Annotated in this window: 18 protein-coding genes and 1 tRNA gene; 3 read left to right on the top strand and 16 right to left on the bottom strand. The window is 43.0% G+C overall.

All coding sequences use genetic code 11. The features are described 5' to 3' along the window. Window positions 1-863 (top strand): peroxiredoxin family protein (locus AB4133_RS00865; protein WP_206747370.1); only part of this gene is annotated, 863 nt, incomplete at its 5' end. An 18-nt stretch (window positions 864-881) separates the two neighbouring features. Continuing rightward, window positions 882-1,439, top strand: a complete 558-nt coding sequence (locus tag AB4133_RS00870; protein ID WP_102366903.1) for a carboxymuconolactone decarboxylase family protein — start codon at window positions 882-884, stop codon at window positions 1,437-1,439. 1,205 nt (window positions 1,440-2,644) lie between these two features. Here the strand turns inward: AB4133_RS00870 and AB4133_RS00875 are convergent. From AB4133_RS00875 to AB4133_RS00950, 16 genes are all read right to left on the bottom strand, one after another. Beyond that, window positions 2,645-2,953 carry a helix-turn-helix transcriptional regulator gene (locus AB4133_RS00875; RefSeq protein ID WP_016767808.1) on the bottom strand — a complete coding sequence of 103 codons (309 nt, stop codon included), beginning with the start codon at window positions 2,951-2,953 and terminating at the stop codon, window positions 2,645-2,647. Window positions 2,954-3,396: 443 nt separating this feature from the next. After that, window positions 3,397-4,413, bottom strand: a complete 1,017-nt coding sequence (locus tag AB4133_RS00880; RefSeq protein WP_136973529.1) for an IS110 family transposase — start codon at window positions 4,411-4,413, stop codon at window positions 3,397-3,399. Between the two features lie 83 nt (window positions 4,414-4,496). Then, on the bottom strand, window positions 4,497-6,662 hold the full coding sequence (locus AB4133_RS00885; RefSeq protein ID WP_136973530.1) for an AAA family ATPase: 2,166 nt from the start codon (window positions 6,660-6,662) through the stop codon (window positions 4,497-4,499). Then, the gene (locus AB4133_RS00890) at window positions 6,659-7,096 is read right to left on the bottom strand and encodes a VPA1267 family protein (RefSeq protein ID WP_045062732.1); all 438 of its coding nucleotides are present in this window, start codon (window positions 7,094-7,096) and stop codon (window positions 6,659-6,661) included. The genes AB4133_RS00885 and AB4133_RS00890 overlap by 4 nt, the downstream gene beginning before the upstream one ends. Before the next feature lie 49 nt (window positions 7,097-7,145). After that, a complete protein-coding gene (locus AB4133_RS00895) occupies window positions 7,146-7,565 on the bottom strand; it encodes a hypothetical protein (RefSeq protein WP_064354197.1) in 420 nt (139 codons plus the stop codon). A 10-nt stretch (window positions 7,566-7,575) separates the two neighbouring features. Continuing rightward, window positions 7,576-9,897, bottom strand: coding sequence for a hypothetical protein (locus AB4133_RS00900; protein WP_136973531.1), 2,322 nt, complete (start codon window positions 9,895-9,897; stop codon window positions 7,576-7,578). Continuing rightward, window positions 9,894-11,546: a hypothetical protein gene (locus AB4133_RS00905; RefSeq protein ID WP_136973532.1), complete on the bottom strand. Its 1,653-nt coding sequence runs from the start codon at window positions 11,544-11,546 to the stop codon at window positions 9,894-9,896. Before AB4133_RS00905 ends, AB4133_RS00900 begins: the two co-directional genes overlap by 4 nt. Next, window positions 11,536-12,861 (bottom strand): site-specific integrase, encoded by a 1,326-nt coding sequence (locus AB4133_RS00910; protein ID WP_136973533.1) that lies wholly within the window; start codon window positions 12,859-12,861, stop codon window positions 11,536-11,538. The genes AB4133_RS00905 and AB4133_RS00910 overlap by 11 nt, the downstream gene beginning before the upstream one ends. Before the next feature lie 107 nt (window positions 12,862-12,968). After that, on the bottom strand, window positions 12,969-13,622 hold the full coding sequence (nth, locus tag AB4133_RS00915) for an endonuclease III (protein ID WP_136973534.1): 654 nt from the start codon (window positions 13,620-13,622) through the stop codon (window positions 12,969-12,971). 164 nt (window positions 13,623-13,786) lie between these two features. Further along, window positions 13,787-14,479: an electron transport complex subunit E gene (locus AB4133_RS00920; RefSeq protein ID WP_012603531.1), complete on the bottom strand. Its 693-nt coding sequence runs from the start codon at window positions 14,477-14,479 to the stop codon at window positions 13,787-13,789. Further along, window positions 14,479-15,108, bottom strand: coding sequence for an electron transport complex subunit RsxG (rsxG, locus tag AB4133_RS00925; protein WP_017061171.1), 630 nt, complete (start codon window positions 15,106-15,108; stop codon window positions 14,479-14,481). The genes AB4133_RS00920 and rsxG overlap by 1 nt, the downstream gene beginning before the upstream one ends. A gap of 13 nt (window positions 15,109-15,121) precedes the next feature. Next, on the bottom strand, window positions 15,122-16,168 hold the full coding sequence (gene rsxD / locus AB4133_RS00930) for an electron transport complex subunit RsxD (RefSeq protein ID WP_017063459.1): 1,047 nt from the start codon (window positions 16,166-16,168) through the stop codon (window positions 15,122-15,124). Next, entirely contained in the window at window positions 16,168-18,603 is a 2,436-nt protein-coding gene (rsxC, locus tag AB4133_RS00935; protein WP_372223792.1) for an electron transport complex subunit RsxC, read from the bottom strand. The genes rsxD and rsxC overlap by 1 nt, the downstream gene beginning before the upstream one ends. A 7-nt stretch (window positions 18,604-18,610) precedes the next feature. After that, window positions 18,611-19,204 (bottom strand): electron transport complex subunit RsxB, encoded by a 594-nt coding sequence (gene rsxB, locus AB4133_RS00940; RefSeq protein WP_102398539.1) that lies wholly within the window; start codon window positions 19,202-19,204, stop codon window positions 18,611-18,613. 2 nt (window positions 19,205-19,206) lie between these two features. Next, on the bottom strand, window positions 19,207-19,785 hold the full coding sequence (gene rsxA / locus AB4133_RS00945; protein ID WP_004734039.1) for an electron transport complex subunit RsxA: 579 nt from the start codon (window positions 19,783-19,785) through the stop codon (window positions 19,207-19,209). A gap of 487 nt (window positions 19,786-20,272) precedes the next feature. Continuing rightward, window positions 20,273-20,348 (bottom strand) — tRNA-Asn (locus AB4133_RS00950). Between the two features lie 508 nt (window positions 20,349-20,856). Here AB4133_RS00950 and uvrB point away from each other — a divergent pair. Next, the gene (gene uvrB / locus AB4133_RS00955; protein WP_372223793.1) at window positions 20,857-22,887 is read left to right on the top strand and encodes an excinuclease ABC subunit UvrB; all 2,031 of its coding nucleotides are present in this window, start codon (window positions 20,857-20,859) and stop codon (window positions 22,885-22,887) included. The last annotated feature ends 38 nt before the right edge of the window (window positions 22,888-22,925 follow it).

Below are 22,925 nucleotides of genomic sequence, written 5' to 3' on the forward strand. Positions count from 1 at the left end.
ATGTACTAACTAGTACAATTAAGCAAAACAATGAGGAACAAACGATGTATTCAGCTATAGCACTATCACTACTTGGATTTTCCACAACGGTGATTGGAAGTTTGCATTACTTTCTAAAAGTAAAAAAGAACAAGCCGCCCAAAAATCCTATCATCCTTATGCTAGCACTTGCCGCAGGTGTCCTTTTGGGGCTAGGTGCAATTATCAGTGGGATTATAAATATGCATTGGAGCTTTGTTTTCGTTGTCTTAATGTCCAGCTTTTCCATATTTCTTGGTGGTAAATTCATTTGGGTATTCAGTCAAAAAGATACTCCTCTAGGTGATATTGAGGTTGCAATTGGAGATAAGTTCCCACAATTCGAATCAACCACATATGACAACGAGATTTATTCGACTGATGACCTAAAAAATCAACGTGTTCTACTTAAGTTTTACCGAGGTGCTTGGTGTCCATACTGTAGTGCTGAATTAAAAATGTTTAACGATATGAAACCGACTCTGGATCGATATGGAGTTAAGGTCGTTGCGTTGTCGGGAGATACGGCAGAACAAGCAAAAATGCACATCGAACGAGATAGTTTAGATCTTCTTCTTTTGTCAGACCCAGAACTCAAAGTAGTTAAACAATACGGCGTTGAACACCACAAGGCTTTAGGGGCTGACTCGTCTAAAACAAAAACAGTATTAGGGCTGCCATTTCCTACTTCATTTGAATACAAATCAATGTCTATCCCAACATCGATCTTAATTGATGAACATGGTGTCATCCAATGGATAGATCAATCTGAAGACTATCGACTAAGAGCAAGCGAAGAACGATTAACTCAAGCCTTACGCAACGTTTTCACCATTAATAAATAATAAACCGAGAGAATTATTATGTTTAACTACCACAATATTGAAACAGCACCAGAAGCATCAAAGCAAATGATGGAGCAATCTAAAAAATCACTTGGTTTAATTCCAAATTTACATAAAGTGCTAGCAGATGCTCCTGCAACTTATCAAGCTTATTTGAAGACTTATGAGTTATTCACGCAAAGTACACTATTCAGTCCACTCGAAGCTCAAGTGGTTCTGATGACATCAAACTTTGAAAACAACTGTCACTATTGCGTTCCTGGTCATACGTGGATCATGAAATCAGCTAATATGCCAGAAAGCATTATTGAAGCACTACGGGAAGGAAATGAGTTACCTGATGTCAAACTACAAGCGTTGCATGTCTTTACTAAAGAGCTACTAGATAATCGTGGTCATATAGGTGATGAAAAGTTGCAGAACTTTCTAACGGTAGGATACACAGAGCGGCATGCGCTTGAAGTGTTGACAGGCCTAGCTTGCAAACTTATTTCAAATTTCACCAATGCATTATCTCATACACCAGTTGATGGCCCATTAAAGGCTTTTGACTGGACTCACCCTTCAGAGAGGTAAGATCAATCTGAAGAGAGTATCTACTGATACTCTCTTTTAATGGCCGTGTATTTTCATAAGTATATGTGTTGTGGATTAGTAAATTTGGCCACATAGTCAGAACTCTAGGCATAAAGAAAAGTAAGTCAAATTACGAACCTTTAATATAGCCTCATTCCTGCTCTAGCTTGTTATGGGGCAGAACCAAGCTAGCCCCCTACGAAACAACTTTGTTATCACAGTTATCACGTAAAACAGCAAAATGAGAATGACGTTGACTGTCGGAAAGCCGCTTAGTAAAGCTTCCAAACCTACTGAAATATCTGTCAATTTCACCGTAAAATCCGACACTGAAAACCCTATTAAACCTATGTTTTATAAAGGTTAATTTCGGTTGCAAAAGTTATCATTTTTTTTAGAAAAAGCATTCCGAACTGAAAGAGCTCAACATCTGCCACTATTGATCACTGGTAGCGCGTAATAGAGCTACTTTTTGTGGTTATGGTCGTGTCTGTGCTTTAGCTAAGCTAGCTCCTTTGTGTTCGACACGTAAATCCATATTTTATAAACACTTTAGGGGAGAAATAAGTTCATTTCGCAGGTTGCGATTCGCACACTGCGAAATGAGCGTCTAACTCGAAAGTGGGCAAATTAACGGGTTAGTAAGCTTTAATGAACAAACTGACGGAACACAAATAAGCCTCGCATTGGCGAGGCTTGATGGTGTTCATTTGTAGTATTGGTGACGTCTTTTCGAATTATGCTTCCAACACTTAGCAACGTCATATACGTGTGCAGGGTAATCATCCCACGGGTTAGCTAGTGATCTTCCTCTAGCTGCTCGCAGTTTGATAGGATATTCACCACACTCAACTTTATGGAGGAAATAGTAGCTCTTCTCCTGCTTGGTTGAAAAATGCTTGTGAGTTCCACTGCGTACGCTAGGATACACATCCCACAGATAATCCCCTTGCGCTTTGACATAACTTCGATACTGTCGTTTTAGTTTTTTCATTTACCCTCCAGGTTTACATTACCTAGAAGGGGGCCTGTGCAAAGTAGTTCATTCGTCCACCATGATGTGCTCTTTACCCAAGTCTAGCAACTTCTAGTTAGGGCCTAAAATCATTACCAAAGCTTATCAAGAAACCATTAGTCTTAACGCCATCTGTGAAGAGTTTGGGCAAAAATGGGGCAGACTCGCTTGAAATTAAAACAGCAATGTTTCATGTCTTTGAATTATTCTTAAGCTTCGCTATCGATTCTAGTTTTCCAATTAGCTCACGATCACTGGCGACCATACCAAGGTCATTTTCGAGGCCTAATACTGACAAAACGATCATATAGTGCCCAATAGAGACTGTTGAATCACCTCTAATGATCCTTCGTAATGTCGGTTTTGATATCGCCGTTCGTTGGTGTAACAACTCCTGTGATATATGCCGTCGCTTTAACGCCAACTCGATATTCTCACCCAGTTGTTCGAGGATGCGTTGCTGTCTAGGAAAAACCACGGCTCTGCGACGTGAGCTCATAATGAAACTATATCTCCATCAATGTTCAAAATGTGAAAGCGTAGTTTCACTAAAGGTCTAGGTATACGTTCTGTTGTAAGTAACTCAACCAGTAACATTATACCTTCTTCATACATGCGTCCCCATAAACACATTACCGACAGTACCAAAAGTAAGTCAATTGTGTCTCATATGAGTTAAATAGATAGCCGGCACAAGCAAAGTTTGGGGCAAATGTATGGTACGCCCCGTTTTGCAAGTGAATAAGCAAAATAACAGAGTTGGTTTGCGCTAATGTATTCAGAGTCTACTTGAGACTTACATTAGCCCCAGCTCTACGATGAGATCCGCGCCAGATTGTCCTCATAAGCGAGAAAGCATTTTTAATGCTGTTTTGCCCCTCAGGTCTTCAATCTGGTGGTCTAACCGTTTTGTCATCTTGATTTATCATATGCAAATTTTGGTTATACTTTTGATTCAAACGCCTTGTGAGAGTTCATCACTGACCATGCTATGCGAGCCAATTTATTGGCCAATGCAACAACAGCAACGTTGAATGGTTTTCTACACTTCAAATCAATAAGCCATGATCCGAAGTAATGCTCCGCAGAGCTATCCCTCCACATGACAGCTCTAGCCGCATGAACAAATAATTCTCTCAGTTCTTTGTTTCCTCGCTTCGATATACCCAACAATCGAGGTTTTCCTCCCGTTGTATATTGAAACGGTACTAACCCTATCCATGCTGCAAAGTTTCGCCCATTAGCAAAGTCTTTTGGGTCTCCGACAGAAGACAAGCAACACGAAGCTGTCATAGGCCCTATGCCTGGTATCGTTTGAAGCAAGCGATATAGTTCATTTTCTTTATTGAGTTCGACTAGTTTTTGGTCTTGAACAACAATCTTTTCGTTTAGTTGATTGTAGTAGTCCAATTGGTCACGAAGCTCAAGAATGATCTGTGGTGGGACTATAGCCTCTTTATCTGCTAACCACTGGAACAGCATTTTCATATTGGCATGCCCGCGAGGGAAGCTAATGCCAAACTCTAGCAAGATTGACCCGATTCTATTCATACAGGAGGTTCTTTCGCGAATATATCCTGTTCTGATTCTCCTAATCACAGTACTAATTTGAGCTTGTTCGCTTTTCGGAGAGACAAACCTCATATTAGGTCTCATGGAAGCTTCGGCAATGGCATCAGCATCAATGAAATCGTTCTTGTGGCTCTTAACGTATGGCTTTACATACTGTGCAGGTATTAACTTGACCTTATGAGCATATTCTTGGCATTTTCGAGCCAACCAATGCGCACCACAACACGCTTCCATTGCTATGGTTGTAGATTCTTGCTGTGAGATAAAATGAATGAGCTTAGCTCGGGTCAATTTGTGTCGGAAAACTTCACGGCCAGAGTAGTCGTGGCCAATTAGATGGAAAACAGACTTACCGAGATCTATACCAATAACTTTAATAGCTGACATGATGGCACCTCTAAATGTTCATCGACTATGCTGAGTTTAGCGTAGGTGTGGGGCGTACCATCTAATTAACGAGTTTGAAATTGCTAACTCAACAGTTCTTTCAGGTAGCTATTCCGCTTATGAGAGTGACTAGGTACCTCGGTGATCTGCCTCATGTTATCACTACTTCCAACGATATGAATTTCGCTTTCTGCTCTTGTAATTGCCGTATAGAGCCATGCTCTATCGACTATTCTGCCCTTTTGTAGAGCGATGATGATACGTGGAAACTGTGACCCTTGAGCTTTATGTAGGGTGATTGCGTAACCCAACTCCATGCAATCGAGCACAGATTGTGTAATCTCGACCTTTTCACCTGTATCTAGTGTCACTTCACCGTAACTATCACCAGAAGGTTTAGCGTTGGTTAGTGTGCCAAGTGAGCCGTTCTGAATGCCTTTGTCATAATGGTTCTGCGTGAATAACACGGCATCATTCATGCGAAGTGGTAAAAAGAACTTATCACCATTGATTTCGAACTCAAGGTTAGTGCTATCTGGGTTAACGGCTTGTTGGGTGAGTTTATTGATTTCTGATACGAGTGCCTTGGTTGGAGCCATGACGCGACTATTTTCAGGACACTGTTGGTAAAGCTCACAGCAGACTTTGGCAATGTCTGTTTTACTGGTTTCGTGAAAGTGTATTGCTCCCGTACTTAATCGATCAGGCACCACTCCTTGATTGATGAGCTTTGAGTATTCGGGGATACCCGTTGAACCATCCTGTCTCTTGACGATATCTAACTTCGTATTAGCCACCGTGTTTGCTTCAACGATGTCTGCCAACACCTTGCCGCAGCCGATTGGTGGAAGTTGGTCGGGATCGCCAGTGAATATCAATCGTACAGAGGGGTGAATGTGATTAACAAGACGATACATGGTTGGCAAGTCAATCATGCTTGCCTCATCAACCACTAGTAGGTGATTTGTTTTCTCGACACTGGGTTCTATGGGGTCTTCACGCAGCAATTTGGCAATGGTTGAGGTAACAAAACCGATGGACTCATGAAGTCTCATTGCAGCACGACCGCTGAGCGCAACGGCGTGTATTTCAAATCCAAGTTGATGGTAAGCCCTGAGAGCCGTTCTGAGTACCGTTGTCTTGCCTGTTCCTGCACCGCCCGTAATACAGCTTACCGAATTATCCAGACACGTTGTTACGGCTTCGATTTGCTTAGGAGTTAATTCGTAAGGAAGCTCGCCAGCCGCAGAGCAATACGCAGCATTGGCGTTTTCATCAAACAAGTCATTCCGCTGAACCAGTGTATTTAGCCGTTTGGCAACGACACTTTCCATCAGAAGTTGCGCAGTTGGATGGTAGGTTCCTGTGTCGGGGTTTAAAATGTACTGAGCTTTATTATGACCTGATTGGAACGCCTGAGTGACCAGTGTTTTGTCTTTCAGTAGCCTGTTGAGGTAAGGGCGCACATTGGCATGAGTGGTATAGGTGTGACCTTTTTCAATCTCCTTGCGAATCGCCATTTCCAGAGCAGCGCTGAGCCTTCTAGGGTCATTCTTCGCAACATCGCTCTTAAAATCCGTTACCTTGATAATATCTTCAATGGCACTGAACGAAAGACCAAAACCCATCAAAGCATAAGGATTATCCTTAATTACCTCTATGGAGGCTTCACCGTGATGCTTGAGCAGCCGTTGCTGCACACTGGCGGGGATGTTGTGCTCGCTCATCCAGTTGCAATGTGCCAGATTTTTATATTTGGCGTACCCTTTAAAGAGTGCCTCTACTGAATCTTCGCTCAGAATCGATGTCAGAAGCTTTCTGGACTCTGGGGTGTCATTTCTCAGGGTGATATGGAAATCTTTCCCCAAGAGCTGCCAGAGCGCTCTGGCTTTGCTTTCCCCTATGCCTTTGAAGTCATTTTCTTTAGCAATAAATCGTATCAGTTGCTCACCTGTTTCGGGCAGGGAGCATTCAATATGCTTGGGGGATTCATACGTGTGTTGCTGCATTACATAATCGCCAGTTTCAACAGCTTTAATTTGGCGAGCGCCTTTGACTGACCAATGTTGGCCTAACATGGGTTGAATAGGGATACGATCAGGATCGGCTTTAATGGTGACGTAATACTTACCACTGTTGATTTTGTAAGAGTCCTTCGCCAGCGGTATACCGCTGAATATCACCACCTTGGTCGAGCGATAAGGAATGCTGGTTACGCGCATCTGATCTTCATGTAGGACAGTATTCATCGTGGCATCAACCCCATTTCAGATAGGGTCTCTGATAGCTCCCCAAAGCGCTCAAGTCGTTTTTCCAGCTCTTTTACCTTGGCTTTTAATTCAATGTTTTCAGCCTCTAATGAGGATACTCGTTTTGAGTCGAGTAGCTTGCGGTTAGCGGTATTGTCATAGGCTTTTGGTTTGCCTTCGTTTTTCTTAGCTGAGTTGGTCAAAGGTGGCAGAATGCTTCTATCACGCAGCTCATCTTCTAATGCTTTGAGTGCGTCTTTGAGAGCAGGGTTTTGGTTAAGGGCAGATTTACCGCAGCCGATCCCTTTCGCTACTTCGATGCGATTGAGCTGGCCTCGGTAGATAATTTGTTTAAAATCATCATCGCTTTGTGTTGCTACCCAAACCTTAAATGCCTCAAGATTGTGCTGCGCTTTCTGCTGACCACTTGCCATTTTAAGCCCTCAATTAGATTATAAAATACAAAGAGTTGCATTTAGGTCTTTATTTACTTTCCTCGATACTCCGCATTGCCCTTTGAAAAATAGCCATTACATTTGGATCGCTTTGACCGATATTGACGATTTTTTGAATAAAAGTTTGCAGATAACCGATTTCATCTTTTGCAACTTTTAGTTCGGCTTCTAGCTGAATCACTTTTTCAGCTAGATCAATATCTTTTTGTAGATAGATAAGTAGCTCAGTATTGTCAGTGGAAACAGGTTGCCCTTTGAGTGAGCGCTTTCTATCCTTGTACTCATTTTTTATATTGAGATATTTATCAAGTGTTTGCCGCGTAGTAGTGATCGCAAGGCTAGACTCAATTTTGGTTACCAATAAATCCCAAGTTAGCTTTCCCTCCCAACTTCTAATTAAAGCTTGAATGGAGATTTGTTGATCAGTGTCTAATGATTTAGTTGCCATGTGTACTTTCCTATACTGATCCCAAAAAGCCTAAAAAGTTATTTTTAGCTGAGTCGTTATTCGTTTTGGTTGTTGCCGCAAGAGCCGCTTGAAGAGCTTCTTTCGCATCAGGTAGCGAAAGCTTTCGTTCTGTTACTGTTTTGGTTTCTAAATCTGTAATGCGCATGACACTTGAACGAGTCAAAAAACGAACAATAGCCCCTTCTTTAATGGAGTCGTCTGATAGCACTTCAATAAGACTCTTGAGCATACAAGTATTTTGGTAGTGGGTTTCATACCATTGCTGCATTCCTTCACTGGTTGCAAAGTTAATGGCCTCCTGAACTTGCTTTAGGTTGTGTTTTTGGATTGTTAAATCCTTATTTAGCAGTTCAATCGCATCTTTATCATGCGCAATATGACATGAGGATGAACAGAGTGTGCATTGTGTTTCAAATTCCGTCATGTAAGAGCAAGGGGTTAAAGTTAAATCTTGGGTGCAAAAGCCGACCTCACTGACAAAAGTTGGGCTTAAGTTGTCGGTGGCATCATCGTATTGAGCTTTACTCTGTACGCGTTTGCTAACCTTAACTTGTACTTCTTCCTCGGTTTCTTTTTCATATAAAATATCACTGATAACTGAGGCATTTTGGGCGTCAGTCGTATGAATATAGGTGAGTGTTTGCTCTGGGTTTTTACGACCAGACAGCATCGTTATAAGTAAGTGGGGCAACCCCTTATTGGCTAGGTAGTTATTTTGCCAATGCCTGAAATGGTGGGGGGGGATTGCGAAACCTGTTGAGAAACTATGCCGCTCAAAGATGGTAGCGTAACTATTTTTTCGTTTTTTGATGTTTGAATCAAAATAATTACCTAAAGCTTCGATGGGAACTAACAGAAAGTGAGAGGCTTGTTGAGTTTTTAATTGTTTTTCAGTATAGGTAAATAAAGCCTGCTCATAATTGACACGCTTGGACTTAACTTTATTGTATCCGGACATAGTTTGTTGATTAATTGTAATGTAATGGTTTTGAAATTCTGCAACCGTTATTTCTGCTTGACCATTGAAATATTTACTCAATTGGGATTTGTCGTTGGCAGCAGCGCCAACAAGTAAGGATGCATAAGGACATCGGCTTTTAATTTCTAGTTTATCGTGTGGCAACAGCTTGGTGATGTGTTTGATAAATAAAGGGGATTTTTTACGTTTTGTTGCATCAATAGCCCCTTTGGTATCACACGTAATACGGGCATAGCCGTCACTGTTATCATAAAATCCCAATAAAAAACCAAGATGAATCAGGTTGGTCGGCTTACTGTCATTGGGTTTGAGTGCATCTAGGTTTTTGGCACTTGGCTTAAAATCACCTAACACCTTTTTTAAGCTTAGGTTTGGGTTTTGATAAAATCTTGCTAATGCTCTCGCAGGCTCAGTTACAAGAGCGGTATAATGTAATGCTCGGTCTAGGCTGTCGGCCATTTCAGCATTGATATGATTTTGATAGTCTTTATATCCTTTTGACCCACGCCAATTAAGGTAGTAGACAGTATTAATGTTATTATTAACCACTTCATTATGATCTTTAACTCGTTGTTTGGTTAGTAACACTTGCTCTGCTGCCGCTCGATTAGGGGACGACATCGCAAGTGCTGACATGGTGCAAACATAACTATCGAGTTGACTCGTTGTTGGATGGATGAGTTCAGCCCAAGAATTAGTGTTCTCTTTATTCTTGATGTCTTGATAAGGCGGGATTGCATCATAAAAGATCGCCCCGAGTGCCAATAACGCCTTTTCATCAGGCAGTTTACTGCTTTCAGCCTCGATAGCGTCATCACCTCTTTTGGCTCTTGTTGAGTTTTTCTCCCTGGTTAAGTTCGGAGTTATACTCGCTGGAAGCATCTTATGGGCATTTAGCCATCCCCAAAATGCAGGAAGATTCTGGATATACTTCATTTCATCGATGGTGTTTTGAATCTCATCCATACTGGAAGAAGCGACATTCTCACCAAGTGCAATAAGAAATTTTTTTGCATTAGTGATTTTATCTCTCTTGTAATTGTTAGAAATATTTTCTTTAAGTACATCAAGAGCAAAGGCAAAGAGTAGATGGTGCGTATGTTCATCGAGCTTGTCTTTATCGGAAAAAGTGGAGTTAATATTGGCGTGGGGTTGATTATCGTTATTAAAAAGGAGGTTAATAGGGATGCCTTTGTTGCTGGTAAAGGTAACAGCAATATCCTCCCACGTTGCTTGCTTTCCTGATGGCGTGGTAAAACCAAGTAACGGCAGTTTTTTCTTTTCGGCGATATATGCGTGTTGATTGGTAATGTAACGGTTGATTGTATTCATTTTTCACCTCCAAGCTTAACAGTTTTTTTCTCTTCACAAATGGCTATAGTCGCCTTGATGTAAAGAATGATTTTCTTGAGACGTTTCACTGTGGCAGGGTGTGCTGATTGACTGTTTATCACCAGTTTTCTTTCTGCTTTATCAAGATATTGTTGATGGTTTGCCGTTTCTAGAGGTCTAAAGTTGTCGCAGGGATAACATGCCATAGGCGCACCGCCTTTTGACTGGCAACTGGAGCAGTTAGCAGGATTGAGTTTATGGCCAATTTCTTCATCAAACCTGCTTTTTACTTTGAAATCATCGTGCGTTTGTAACTCTTTTACCGACAGGCTATCAAATCGCTTGATGATATGATTCCCAGCATACGCCTCATCAATTTTTACTCGCTCTGAGGTTTTCAAATCAAGATAGGGGGTAATCGCTTCAATGGTAACGCCTGTTATGGCAGCAAGGTGGGCAGGGCTTAACCCATATTTTGCACCTTGGGTGAGAATGGTGTGTCGCCAGCGATTGTTACCAAGTCGCAAAGAATCGTTTGGACATCTATCGCTGTTTGGCTTGAGTTTGTTTTTGAATAAATGCTGTATATTTGCTCTAAGGTTGTCCGAGCGCATATGGTAGGCTTTTGAGGTATCACTGATGGAGGTAAATAGTTCTGCTTTGGATTCAAAATTAGAGTGAAATAAGCTTTGGTCAGGCAATACAGGTAGGCGTCTTATGAGTTCTTTTGTTTCATCTTCACTTAATGTGATGTATTGCATAGGCAGCGAATGTAAAAGGTAGTTTTCATAAACCTGATAGTAACGCAAAAGCAATCGAGAAAAGTCTGACTCTAGGCGGTGTGAGCGTGATTCCGCATCACCGCGAAATTGTCCATCCTTGCCTTTAAAGGTGCGAACGTGCAATTGCTCAACATCTGAGAACAAGTGTTGAGTAACGGGTTTCCAGTTAAGGTTTGGTTCTTTATGAGATAAAAAGGTTTCGCCTACAGGTAAGACATCACACCATTTAAGTTGCACAAGTTGGGTTGGTCGTCTTATTAGGGCGAGAAGTAACTGACTGGCTATGACATTCCGTAGTGCGGTAAACTTTTGTTGCGATAGTATTTCCCCTTCTAATACTCGCTGCGTTTCAATTCTTAAGCTTTCAAGAATATTGTCGTGCTCAACTTCACTGTAAGCACCAGTTTTTGGGTCAAGAATGCCTTTCATTACACCTTGGCGCTTTAAATTTTCATCTTTAATTGTGTCATATAGTGGTTGGAGAGTATGGCAGGTATAACCATTTCTTGGGTGGCATAGGGCGTATAAGCTATTTCTGACATTTTTCTTGTAAGTATCTAGTGTTAGCCACCATGCCTGAAAATCGTAAATGTCGAGGTGTGCTAAGATACTTTTGAGGCTACTAACGTGACCGTTTAGAGAGAGATAAGCGTAATACTTTGCTGTATGAGCTATTGCTAATTTTAAGTCCAGATAAGTATTAGTATCAATATTTAGTTCATTCAGCCAATTTAGATACAAATAGGATTTATAACCAAGCTCCCACGTATCTGAAAGCACATCAAAAGAGTAACCATCTTCTCTTGCATTGAATATGCGCTGCCCATCGTACTCCTTTTTTAACGTTGCGATATGGTTATGACTCATGACCACCTCCTAACCTCGGAACAGCTTTAGATTGAGTTTTAGCGGAAATATCAGCCACAGTGACCGCCAGTTGATATTCGTTATAGACGGATGCCATTTTCGAGTCTTCAACCCAACCCATTGCATATTTGCGTAAATCTTCAATTTTTTCAGGCGTTAACCCATGCTCTCTCGCCTTATCTTCAAAAACTTCATTCCACTTATGACGAAGTTTGTGAGGGTGGAGCTTGATACCTAATGCCTCACCAAATTTATCTACGATTTTATGAATGGATTTATAAGTGAGAGGCTGCCCTGATGTTGTTCCTTTTTCTGAGATGAACACAAAGTCATGTTCACGGGCGGCTGGGTTTTCTGTTCGCACAGTTTGTATGTAGAGCTTGATAAGCTTCATTAACTCTGAGGAAATAGAAACCGATAGCGCTTTGGTTTTATTCGATGGACGCTCTAACCTTGGATCAGTCGGATCATTGGGAGTTTTGGTCAATAAGAAGCGAGGGTTATCCCAATCGTCAATCAAGTCAGTGACTTTTAGCTTTAAAACAGCACCAACACGAACCCCTGTGTTAATTAGGATTTGCATGATGAGTTGGTTTCTTAATTTGCTGGATTTAAATGGGTTCTCAGGTGAACTCTCTTTGATGATTTCAAGCAAATAAAAAAACTTATCTGAAGGTATTACCGACTCAAATGCATCTTTAACAATGGTGTTATTTTTACGTGTGCCGCTAATAAACGTATTGATGTATAACTTAAACTTGTTGAATTGGTCGTCAACTCTGGCTTGCGTATCAGTTGGTTCTTGATCATAGTGGTGGCAAACGAATAAGTATTCGATATAAGCTCTAAGTCGAATTAAGCGTTGACGTAATGTGTGTGCAGAAACTTGTGGTTGGCTATGTGAAGTTGCATGGATGGCATCTCTTATGCGCTTGTCAGAAATTGCTACAACATTACTTTCATCAATAGTGCCTTCATCAGCATAAAGCTTGCACGTTCTAACAAAATCATCGATCTCTTGCCTTGAAAGAAACTCACCAGAGCTGACACGTTCAACAAGATCGATACCTTGCTCGATAAAATAACAGTATAAAAATTTTAGTTCGTAGGCATATTTTCTTAGTGTATGAAAAGCTGGGGCTTGAGAGCTTGCTTTATTCTTTCCCGCCGAAAGTGGGGAGTTATGGTTACCGTTAAGATAAGCATTAAGGTACAAGCAAACGGGAAATACTCCAGATCTTACAACAAGGGGAAAGCTGTACCCATCGGCATCTTTATAGATTTTTACTGCAACACTTTCACTTAATTCATTCATTACAAAATCATAAATCAGTTACACATAAATCTAACATAGCGACAAATAATGATTTTGTAAAGCAAAAAAAAAGACTCATTTAAGAGCCTTTATAGATTTAAACGTATTTATTTCTTCTTTTTCTTTACGTTTTCTTTTGGTGGAGAGTATTCACAGAGGTCTTCAATGATACAGCTGCCACAGCGTGGTTTACGTGCGACACAGGTGTAACGTCCATGAAGAATGAGCCAATGGTGGACATCCAGTTTGAATTCTTTTGGGATAACTTTAAGTAGTTTTGCTTCGACATCGTCGACGGTTTTACCCATCGCTAGCTTAGTGCGGTTTGATACACGATAGATGTGAGTATCAACGGCAATGGTTGGCCAACCGAATGCGGTATTTAACACTACGTTTGCTGTTTTACGACCGACACCTGGAAGGGCTTCTAATGCAGCGCGATCTTCCGGTACTTCACCATTATGTAGGTCAAGCAGCATACGACACGTTTTGATGGTGTTTTCTGCTTTTGAGTTAAATAGGCCGATGGTCTTGATATACTCTTTTAAGCCATCAACACCTAGGTCGAAAATTGCTTGCGGAGTGTTGGCTAAAGGGTACAGCTTATCCGTCGCCTTGTTCACGCTGACATCGGTTGCTTGTGCAGACAATAGAACGGCAATCAGCAGCTCGAATGGGCTGTTCCAGTTAAGCTCAGTCTCTGGCTTTGGATTGTTTTCTCTTAAACGCTCAAGTATTTCTACTCGTTTTACATTGTTCATAGCGACATTACTTTCAAATAGTTAGGGCATGAAGCTTGGATTGCTTCTGCTTTATCATCGGTTACGCGCTCTTATGAGCGTCATTATTATATGTACTGTTTAGATCTGATTTCCCCCGCTGAGTGGTTGAGCTAACTCAGCGAGGTTTAAGCTAATTTAACTTATTAGGCATTGGTAACGCGAGCGCGTTCAATGACTGGTTTTTCTTGTTTTGGTTGTCTAGATTTTGCTTGGTTATCGATGATATTTTTCAAAGCAATTAAGAAACCAACACCAATGAAGGCACCCGGTGGAAGCAGGGCTAACAAGAAGCTGTTATCAAATTGGAATATCTGGATTCGTAACACCGAAGCCCAGTCACCAAGCAGCAGGTCTGCGCCATCAAATAGGGTCCCGTTACCAATAATCTCACGCATCGCACCTAACACGACCAATACTGATGTCATGCCTAGACCCATCCAGAAACCATCTTGAGCCGCTGGTAGCACTTCATTTTTTGAAGCGAAGGCTTCCGCACGACCAATGATGATGCAGTTGGTTACGATCAGCGGGATGAAGATACCCAAAGAGAGGTAAAGCCCATAGGCGTAAGCGTTCATCAGCAATTGAACACAGGTTACTAGCGAGGCAATGATCATTACGAATACTGGGATACGTACTTCTTTTGGCACATGATTACGAACCAAAGAAACAGAAACGTTTGAGCCGACCAGTACAAGCAAGGTAGCAATGCCTAGCCCAAGTGCGTTAGTGACTGTTGACGATACAGCCAGCAGCGGACATAACCCAAGAAGTTGCACTAGGGCAGGGTTATTGGCCCACATGCCATTTTTGATCAATGTTTTATGGTCACTCATTATTCACCACCACAATTTAGAGGTTGAGCAAGCAATGCTTGGTTGTTTTGGTTAACGTACTGGACCGCTTGTTTGACTGACTTCACGACTGCTCTTGGCGTGATAGTAGCGCCAGTAAACTGGTCAAAATCACCACCGTCTTTACGAACCTTCCAACGGTCTAGATTAGAATCCGTCACTTGCTTACCTGCAAACGAAAGAATCCAATCACTCACACGCAGATCAATCTTATCACCCAAGCCCGGAGTCTCTTGGTGAGAAAGCACGCGAGTACCTAAAATAGTACCGTCAGTTTTCATTCCAACAATCACTTTAATCGCGCCATTGTAGCCGTCTGGTGCAATCGCTTCGATCGCAATCGCGCTTGGCTCACCATTAAGCTTAGCAATGTAAGCCGGCATCGCTTGCTCAGTACCAAGCTCTTCTGCTTGAACCAAAGTACAAGACGAAAACAGCTCGTTGTCGTGCTGATCGTGTGGGATCACTTGGTTAAGAACAGACAGTAACTGAGCCTGTTCTTGTTGTTTGATCTGATCTTTGGTCAGGTAGTGAGTTACCGCGACCAAACCCGTCGAAGCACACGCAAAAATCGCGAGTACAAGGCCGTTTTTCTTAATTGCATTTAGCATGGTATCCGCTCCCTTAGTGACCGTATGTGCGAGGTTTGGTGTAGTAGTCAATCAGTGGAACACACATGTTGGCTAACAATACAGCAAACGCCACGCCATCAGGGAAACCACCCCAACTGCGAATGATAAAGACTAAACCGCCGATCAGAGCGCCAAACACTAAGCGACCTTTGACTGTCGTGGATGCTGAAACTGGGTCGGTTGCAATAAAGAATGCACCAAGCATAGTCGCGCCAGACAGAAGGTGAATGGTTGGAGAAGCGGTTTCACCAGGAGTGAGCACTAAGAACACTAAGCTAAACAGAGTAAGACTGCCGATGAAAGCCACAGGGATATACCATTGAATAACACGTTGCTTAATCAGCACTAAACCGCCGATTAGGTAAGCAAGGTTTACCCACTCCCAGCCTACGCCAGCTAACCAACTAAATTGAGGTTGAGATAGTGCTTCTGAGGCAGTATTGCCTGCCGTTAATGCCGTTTTGAATGCATCAAGCGGCGTCGCCATTGTGGTGCCATCAATGCCAAGGCGTGCTTGTTGCAGAGACAAACCTTCGTTATTGAAGCCAGTAAAGATCATCAAGAATGAGTCAATAAAGCTTGTTGCTTCTGCTGTCAGGCTCGCGGGAGCATTCCAACTGGTCATTTGAACTGGGAATGAAATCAGCAAAACAACGTAAGCGACCATCGCAGGGTTAAATGGGTTCTGCCCTAGGCCGCCGTATAAGTGTTTCGCGATAATAATAGCGAAGAACATACCAATGACGAGGATCCACCACGGAGAGTGTGGGGGAATCGCGACACTCAGTAGCCAAGCGGTTACAACAGCACTGTAATCACGCAGTGCCATTACTGGCGGGCGTTTTCTCAATAGCATGACGGCTGCTTCAAAGGTAACAGCAAGTGCAATAGCAAATACTAACTGGATGAGGGTACCCCATCCAAAGAAGTAGGTTTGAGCTAGTAGACCTGGCAATGCACAAATAGCCACCCATTTCATTAGATCTGGGGTGCTTCTACGGCTATGCGCGTGCGGTGAGCTGGCGATAAAGAAGGCCACTACTCTTTCTCCTCATTGTTCTTTTTATCTAGCTCTTGCTGGGCTTTTTTCGCTTTAGCACGAGCGATAGCTGCAGCAACAGCAGCTTTCTTCGGATCGACCTGTTCAGATTGAGTATCAGTTTCTACTTCAACTACTGGTTCAGATGTTTCTGCTTGCTTAGCTTGCTGTGCTTTTTTTGCTTTAGCACGGGCTATAGCGGCAGCAACGGCGTCTTTCTTAGCATCGCCAGAACTTCCAGCTTCAGTTTCAACTGCAGGTTCAGGAGCTTCGGTTGTTTCTTGTGTCGCTTGCTGTGCTTTCTTAGCCTTAGCGCGAGCGATGGCCGCAGCAACAGCAGCTTTCTTAGGGTCGACTTGCTCCGATTGAGTCTCGGTTTCAACTTCAACCACTGGTTCAGATGTTTCTGCTTGCTTCGCTTGCTGGGCTTTTTTGGCTTTAGCGCGAGCAATCGCAGCAGCAACGGCGTCTTTCTTCGTATCGCCTGAGCTTTCAGCTGGAGCGTCGGAAGTAGATTCAGCTTGTTGAACTTTCTTGGCTTTAGCACGTGCAATAGCCGCAGCAACTGCGTCTTTCTTGGCGTCGCCAGAGCTTTCTGCCGGAGCCTCAGAAGCTGATTCAGCTTGTTGAGCTTTCTTCGCTTTAGCGCGAGCAATCGCAGCAGCAACGGCGTCTTTCTTCGTATCGCCTGAGCTTTCTGCAGGAGTATCGGCTGCTGCTTGTTGTGCCTTGCGCTCTCTCGCTTGACGCTTGCGCTCTTCACGCAGTTTAGACATTTCAGAGTTGTCTGGTTCAGCGCCTTCCGCTTTTTGAGCTGCAGCTTGTTTCGCTTTTGCCTTCGCAATAGCGGCAGCAACCGCAGGTTTCACTGCTGGTTCTTCATTCGGAGCCTGATCCGCAGCGGCTTTTTGTGCTTTAACACGAGCAATCGCAGCAGCAATAGCATCATCACCGCCGGATGTTTTCATATCTTTACGGCGGTTATCTGCGGCTTTTTTAAAGCGGTTTTCACGTTCGGCTTTATCACGCTCCATACGAGCGTTCTTCTCTTCAAAACGAATCTTGGCGCGTTCTGCAGCAGCGGCTTCATCTTTTCGAGTTTTGATTTCAGCTTTTGCTTGGCGATAGTACTGAACAAGAGGGATTTCGCTTGGGCAGACAAATGCACATGCACCACATTCAATACAGTCTTTAATATTTAGCTCTTCACACTTATCCAACTCGTTGGCTTTGGCGTGCCATTGCAGTTGTTGAGGAAGTAGAGACGCAGGGCAAGTTTCAGCACATGCGCTGCAACGGATACATTCCATCTCGTAAGTGCTTGGTGAGATCTCACGACGCGTTGGCGCCAAAATACAGTTCGACGTTTTGGTGATTGGCACATTGGCATGCGGCAAGGTAAAGCCCATCATCGGGCCGCCCAAAATTAAACGCGGCAGTTTTTTATCTGCTTTGTAGCCAAACTCTTCAAGTAACTCATGTACTGGTGTGCCTAATAGCGCCCAAACGTTACGAGGTTGCTTAAAGGTTTTACCGGTTAATGTCACAACGCGGTTAACCACAGGTTCGCCGTCAATTACCGCTCGCTTAATCGAGTAAAGAGAGCCGACGTTCTGAACCAAAACACCAATGTCTGCAGGAATGCCGCCAGCTGGAACCTCTTTGTTGGTGAGGATCTTGATAAGTTGCTTCTCACCACCAGAAGGGTATTTGGTTGGGATAACGCGAATGACGATATCTTTGTCTTTCGCTGCAATCTCAAGTGCTTTTATCGCATCTGGTTTGTTGTCTTCAATGCCGATAACCGTCAGCTTTGGTTGAAGAATGTGTTCAACCACTTCGATGCCGTTTAATACTTCGTCGGCATGTTCTTGAAGCAACTTGTCATCAGAGGTGATGTAAGGTTCACATTCCGCAGCGTTGACGATCAAAATGTCGGTACGACCTAAGCCTGATTGAAGCTTCTTAGCCGTAGGGAAACCTGCGCCGCCCATGCCTGAAATACCAGCTTGGCGAATCACATCAAGCAGTTCGTCAGAAGTCTTTGTCGAAAAATCTTCAACTGGATTTTTTTCAATCCAAGTGTCTAGGCCATCAGGTTTAATAACCACGCATATTTCGCTCAAGCCTGAAGGGTGAGCGGTAGTTCGCGGTTCGATAGCGGTAATCACACCCGATGTTGGTGCGTGTACTGGCAAAGTAAAACCTGTGTCTAAGGCCGTAAGTTGCTGACCTTTTAACACAGTGTCGCCAGCAGCAACCAATAGGTTCCCCGGCTTACCGATGTGCTGTTTCACAGGAAGAACGATTTCTTCTGGAAGCCTTGCATGGACGATATCAGTAGTATTCGACTGTTTCTTGTTTTCAGCAGGGTGCACGCCACCAGGGAAATTCCAAATAGAGCCCGTGCGAATTTGTTCAATTAAAGAGATCATACTAACCCTATGCTTTAGGCTCTGACGCAGTCGCATCAGTCGCTTGGTTAGTGATATCAGTAAAAGGGATGATGTTCATCTGCCATTTCCAATTTTCAGTCGTTGTTGCCACTGGAATCATTTCAATACAGTCAGTAGGGCACGGTGCGACACATAGATCACAACCTGTACATTCATCTTTAATTACTGTGTGCAGTGCCTTGGTGCCACCAACAATGGCGTCAACAGGGCAGGCTTGAATACACTTGGTACAGCCGATACACATATCTTCGTGAATGAAGGCAACGGTTTTTACTTTGTTATCTAAGTCATGAGCGGAGTCTTCAACTTCTACGCCCATTAAATCTGCTAGCTTCTCAATGGTTGCTTGGCCGCCCGGAGGACATTTGTTGATCTTGTCTCCGTTAGCGATCGCCTCTGCGTATGGGCGACAGCCAGGGTAGCCACACTGGCCACATTGAGTTTGCGGTAAAATGGTGTCGATTTGATCGACGATAGGATCAGCTTCAACTTTAAAACGGATAGAAGCAAAGCCCAAAATAGCGCCAAAAACAGCGGCTAAAACGGCTAGCGCAATGATCGCAATTAAAATGGTACTCATGTTTATTTCACCAACCCAGTAAAGCCCATGAATGCCAGAGACATTAGGCCTGCTGTGATCATCGCAATCGATGCGCCTTTGAATGGCATTGGAACATCAGCAACCGCAATACGTTCACGCATTGCAGCAAATAAGATCAATACAAGAGAGAAACCCACCGCTGCGCCGAAACCATAGATGATCGACTGAATGAAGTTGTGGTTTTCATTGATGTTCAGAAGTGCCACACCTAATACCGCACAGTTGGTGGTGATAAGAGGCAGAAAGATACCCAGCAGGCGATAAAGAGTCGGGCTGGTTTTGTGAACGACCATTTCCGTAAATTGAACAACCACCGCGATAACCAAGATGAAACTCATGGTACGCAGGTATTCAATACCCAGAGGGGTAAGGATGTAGGTTTCTACTAGGTATGCAGAGACCGACGCTAACGTCAGAACGAAAGTCGTCGCGAGGCCCATGCCAATCGCAGTCTCCAGTTTCTTGGAGACTCCCATAAATGGACATAGTCCTAAAAACTTCACTAGCACAAAGTTATTGACCAGCACTGTGCCAACCAACAACAAAAGGTATTCGGTCATAATGGATTAATTCTTGAAATTCCGATCCCGATATTATCCTGCTTTGCTTACCTAATAACAACCAAGGATCACTAGGGATTTAGACACTTGGTGAAAAAAACATCAGGTAATCGATTGATTATTAAAGTTACCGTAAGTATAGACGGCCAATTTTTACTTCGTGAGACAAGTTTGTAGGAGTAGTTGAATTGGATCTTTCATAAGATCATTCTTGAATTGAGCTCGATTTGCTTCCTAAGAATAGGGTCATATTTGTGGATTTTGGTGCTCAGAACTATCAAAAAGAGAAGGAAAGTTGCGAGTCGAATACGTTCCCAAAGCACTAAAACGCAAAAAGCCGCATCGAGTGATGCGGCTTTTTTAAATTTGGCTCCCCTTGTCGAGACTTGAACGCGGGCGGCTAGGTTTGTGACATTAACTTGGAACAAGTTAGTCGCAGTTATATACGAAAAAAGCCCAATCTTTCGATTGAGCTTTTTTCTGAATTTGGCTCCCCTTGCAAGACTTGAACTTGCGACATACGGATTAACAGTCCGCCGTTCTACCAACTGAACTAAAGGGGAATTGCTTGTTAGCGACGCGAATTCTAATAATTGTCCGGATTTCTGTCAATAAAAAATATCAGAAAAAAGTAAGATAAAAAACTTTACTTTCTTGAACGCCTTATAGGATTTAGCTTTGCTTTAGTTATCCACCAAAATTGTGGATAAGTGTGTGTGTGAAACTTTAACAACAATAATCGGGATAAATCGAAAAATGTAAAAACCTTATCTAACGTAATGTATTTAAAGGATTTATAGCAAAATGTCGCAATTGTATAACTTTTGTAGATTATAAAACGAACAGTAAAACAAGCGGTATTTTTAGGTTTTTTGGGGAAAAGTAGTGGATTAAAATTCGAGTAATTTAGCTGGGGAAACTTTGCAGGGCACGGATAATACCAAGTTCTAAAAATAAAAGCTATAACTGATCTCTGATCTTAAGATGCATTTCTCTAGATAATTGTTGCAACGACACTCCTCCTAGAGTGACAATGACCTGATTAAAAAAACAGTATGGAAATGGCGACCTATGAGTAAACTCTTTGACTTGGTATCGGACTACAGCCCGTCCGGTGATCAGCCGACAGCGATAACCAAATTACTAGACGGATTAGATTCTGGTTTGGCACATCAAACTCTACTAGGGGTAACGGGCTCAGGTAAAACCTTTACCCTTGCCAACGTCATTTCCCAATCTCAAAGACCTGCGATTCTGTTAGCGCCTAACAAGACATTGGCGGCTCAACTTTACGGTGAGATGAAATCTTTCTTTCCAAACAATGCCGTTGAGTATTTCGTTTCTTACTACGATTACTACCAACCTGAAGCCTACGTTCCAACCACGGACACGTTCATCGAGAAAGATGCGTCTGTGAACGCTCATATCGAACAAATGAGGCTTTCGGCAACCAAAGCCTTATTAGAACGAAAAGACGCCATCATTGTGGCTTCTGTGTCGGCTATCTACGGTCTGGGTGATCCTAAGTCTTATTTGAAGATGATGCTTCATTTGAGTCGTGGCGAGGTGATGGATCAGCGAGACATCCTGCGTCGATTGGCTGAGCTGCAATATTCAAGAAACGATGTCGCCTTTGAACGTGGTCAGTTCCGTGTTCGTGGTGAGGTGATTGATATCTTTCCGGCTGAATCTGACCAAGATGCGGTTCGAATTGAGATGTTCGATGACGAAGTGGACTGCATTAGTATTTTTGATCCTCTGACTGGTGCGGTGAAACAAAGAGACTTGCCGCGCTTTACGGTTTATCCAAAAACTCACTATGTAACGCCAAGAGAAAAAATCCTTGAGGCGATTGAGAACATCAAGGACGAACTGCGCGGTCGTGCTCAATACTTAAAAGACAACAATAAGCTTTTGGAAGAGCAGCGTATCTCTCAAAGAACTCAGTTTGATATTGAGATGATGACTGAGCTTGGCTTCTGTTCCGGTATCGAAAACTATTCACGATACTTGAGCGGCCGTGCGGAAGGGGAAGCGCCGCCAACGTTATTTGACTACCTGCCTGATGATGGTTTGCTGATCATCGATGAGTCACACGTGACTGTGCCGCAAATTGGTGCGATGTATAAAGGTGACCGTTCTCGTAAAGAAACCTTGGTCGAGTTTGGTTTTAGACTGCCTTCTGCATTGGATAACCGTCCAATGAAGTTTGAAGAATTTGAGTCTATAGCCCCACAAACGATTTTTGTGTCGGCAACACCAGGTAATTACGAGATTGAAAAATCAGATGGCGAGATTGCTGATCAAGTGGTACGTCCTACTGGTCTGTTAGACCCAATCATCGAAGTAAGACCTGTCGCGACGCAGGTGGATGACTTGCTGTCTGAAATCAGAATCCGTTCAGTGAAAGAAGAGCGTGTTTTGGTTACCACGTTGACCAAGAGAATGGCAGAAGACTTAACCGAATACCTAAGTGAGCACGGCGTTAAAGTGCGTTACTTGCACTCGGATATCGATACCGTTGAGCGTGTAGAGATCATCCGAGACCTACGTTTGGGCAAGTTCGATGTGTTAGTGGGCATTAACTTACTTCGTGAAGGTTTGGATATGCCTGAAGTGTCGCTGGTGGCGATTCTTGATGCAGATAAAGAGGGCTTCTTGCGTTCTGAGCGTTCTCTGATTCAAACCATTGGTCGTGCTGCTCGTAACTTGGAAGGTCGAGCAATCCTTTATGGTGATTCAATTACTAAGTCGATGAGAAAAGCGATTGATGAAACCGATCGTCGTCGCGAGAAACAGCAAGCCTACAACGAAGAGCAAGGCATCACTCCGCAAGCGTTGAAACGCAATATCAAAGACATTATGGAACTGGGTGATCTAACCAAGTCGAAGCAGCAGCGCCAATCGAAACAAGTTCCACTATCTAAGGTGGCAGAGCCTTCTGAAAGTTATGCAGTACTTACGCCGCAACAGCTTGATAAAGAGATCAGCAAGCTAGAATCTGCGATGTATCAGCATGCTCAGAATCTGGAATTTGAATTGGCCGCACAGAAGCGTGATGAAATTGATCAGTTAAGAAAGCAGTTTATTACCAACAGCTAATCTCACTTTTCGCTCGAGAATTGATCCCCCTCAACACA

The sequence above is a fragment of the Vibrio sp. 10N.286.52.F8 genome, from assembly GCF_041468745.1.
GTDB classification, from domain to species: Bacteria; Pseudomonadota; Gammaproteobacteria; order Enterobacterales; family Vibrionaceae; genus Vibrio; species Vibrio crassostreae_C.

Excerpts from the sequence above, each read along its gene's own strand:
- AB4133_RS00870 (WP_102366903.1), top strand. The coding sequence starts at position 882 with ATGTTTAACTACCACAATATTGAAACAGCACCAGAAGCATCAAAGCAA.
- AB4133_RS00875 (WP_016767808.1), bottom strand. The coding sequence starts at position 2,953 with ATGAGCTCACGTCGCAGAGCCGTGGTTTTTCCTAGACAGCAACGCATC.
- AB4133_RS00880 (WP_136973529.1), bottom strand. The coding sequence starts at position 4,413 with ATGTCAGCTATTAAAGTTATTGGTATAGATCTCGGTAAGTCTGTTTTC.
- AB4133_RS00885 (WP_136973530.1), bottom strand. The coding sequence starts at position 6,662 with ATGAATACTGTCCTACATGAAGATCAGATGCGCGTAACCAGCATTCCT.
- AB4133_RS00890 (WP_045062732.1), bottom strand. The coding sequence starts at position 7,096 with ATGGCAAGTGGTCAGCAGAAAGCGCAGCACAATCTTGAGGCATTTAAG.
- AB4133_RS00895 (WP_064354197.1), bottom strand. The coding sequence starts at position 7,565 with ATGGCAACTAAATCATTAGACACTGATCAACAAATCTCCATTCAAGCT.
- AB4133_RS00900 (WP_136973531.1), bottom strand. The coding sequence starts at position 9,897 with ATGAATACAATCAACCGTTACATTACCAATCAACACGCATATATCGCC.
- AB4133_RS00905 (WP_136973532.1), bottom strand. The coding sequence starts at position 11,546 with ATGAGTCATAACCATATCGCAACGTTAAAAAAGGAGTACGATGGGCAG.
- AB4133_RS00910 (WP_136973533.1), bottom strand. The coding sequence starts at position 12,861 with ATGAATGAATTAAGTGAAAGTGTTGCAGTAAAAATCTATAAAGATGCC.
- nth (WP_136973534.1), bottom strand. The coding sequence starts at position 13,622 with ATGAACAATGTAAAACGAGTAGAAATACTTGAGCGTTTAAGAGAAAAC.
- AB4133_RS00920 (WP_012603531.1), bottom strand. The coding sequence starts at position 14,479 with ATGAGTGACCATAAAACATTGATCAAAAATGGCATGTGGGCCAATAAC.
- rsxG (WP_017061171.1), bottom strand. The coding sequence starts at position 15,108 with ATGCTAAATGCAATTAAGAAAAACGGCCTTGTACTCGCGATTTTTGCG.
- rsxC (WP_372223792.1), bottom strand. The coding sequence starts at position 18,603 with ATGATCTCTTTAATTGAACAAATTCGCACGGGCTCTATTTGGAATTTC.
- rsxB (WP_102398539.1), bottom strand. The coding sequence starts at position 19,204 with ATGAGTACCATTTTAATTGCGATCATTGCGCTAGCCGTTTTAGCCGCT.
- rsxA (WP_004734039.1), bottom strand. The coding sequence starts at position 19,785 with ATGACCGAATACCTTTTGTTGTTGGTTGGCACAGTGCTGGTCAATAAC.
- uvrB (WP_372223793.1), top strand. The coding sequence starts at position 20,857 with ATGAGTAAACTCTTTGACTTGGTATCGGACTACAGCCCGTCCGGTGAT.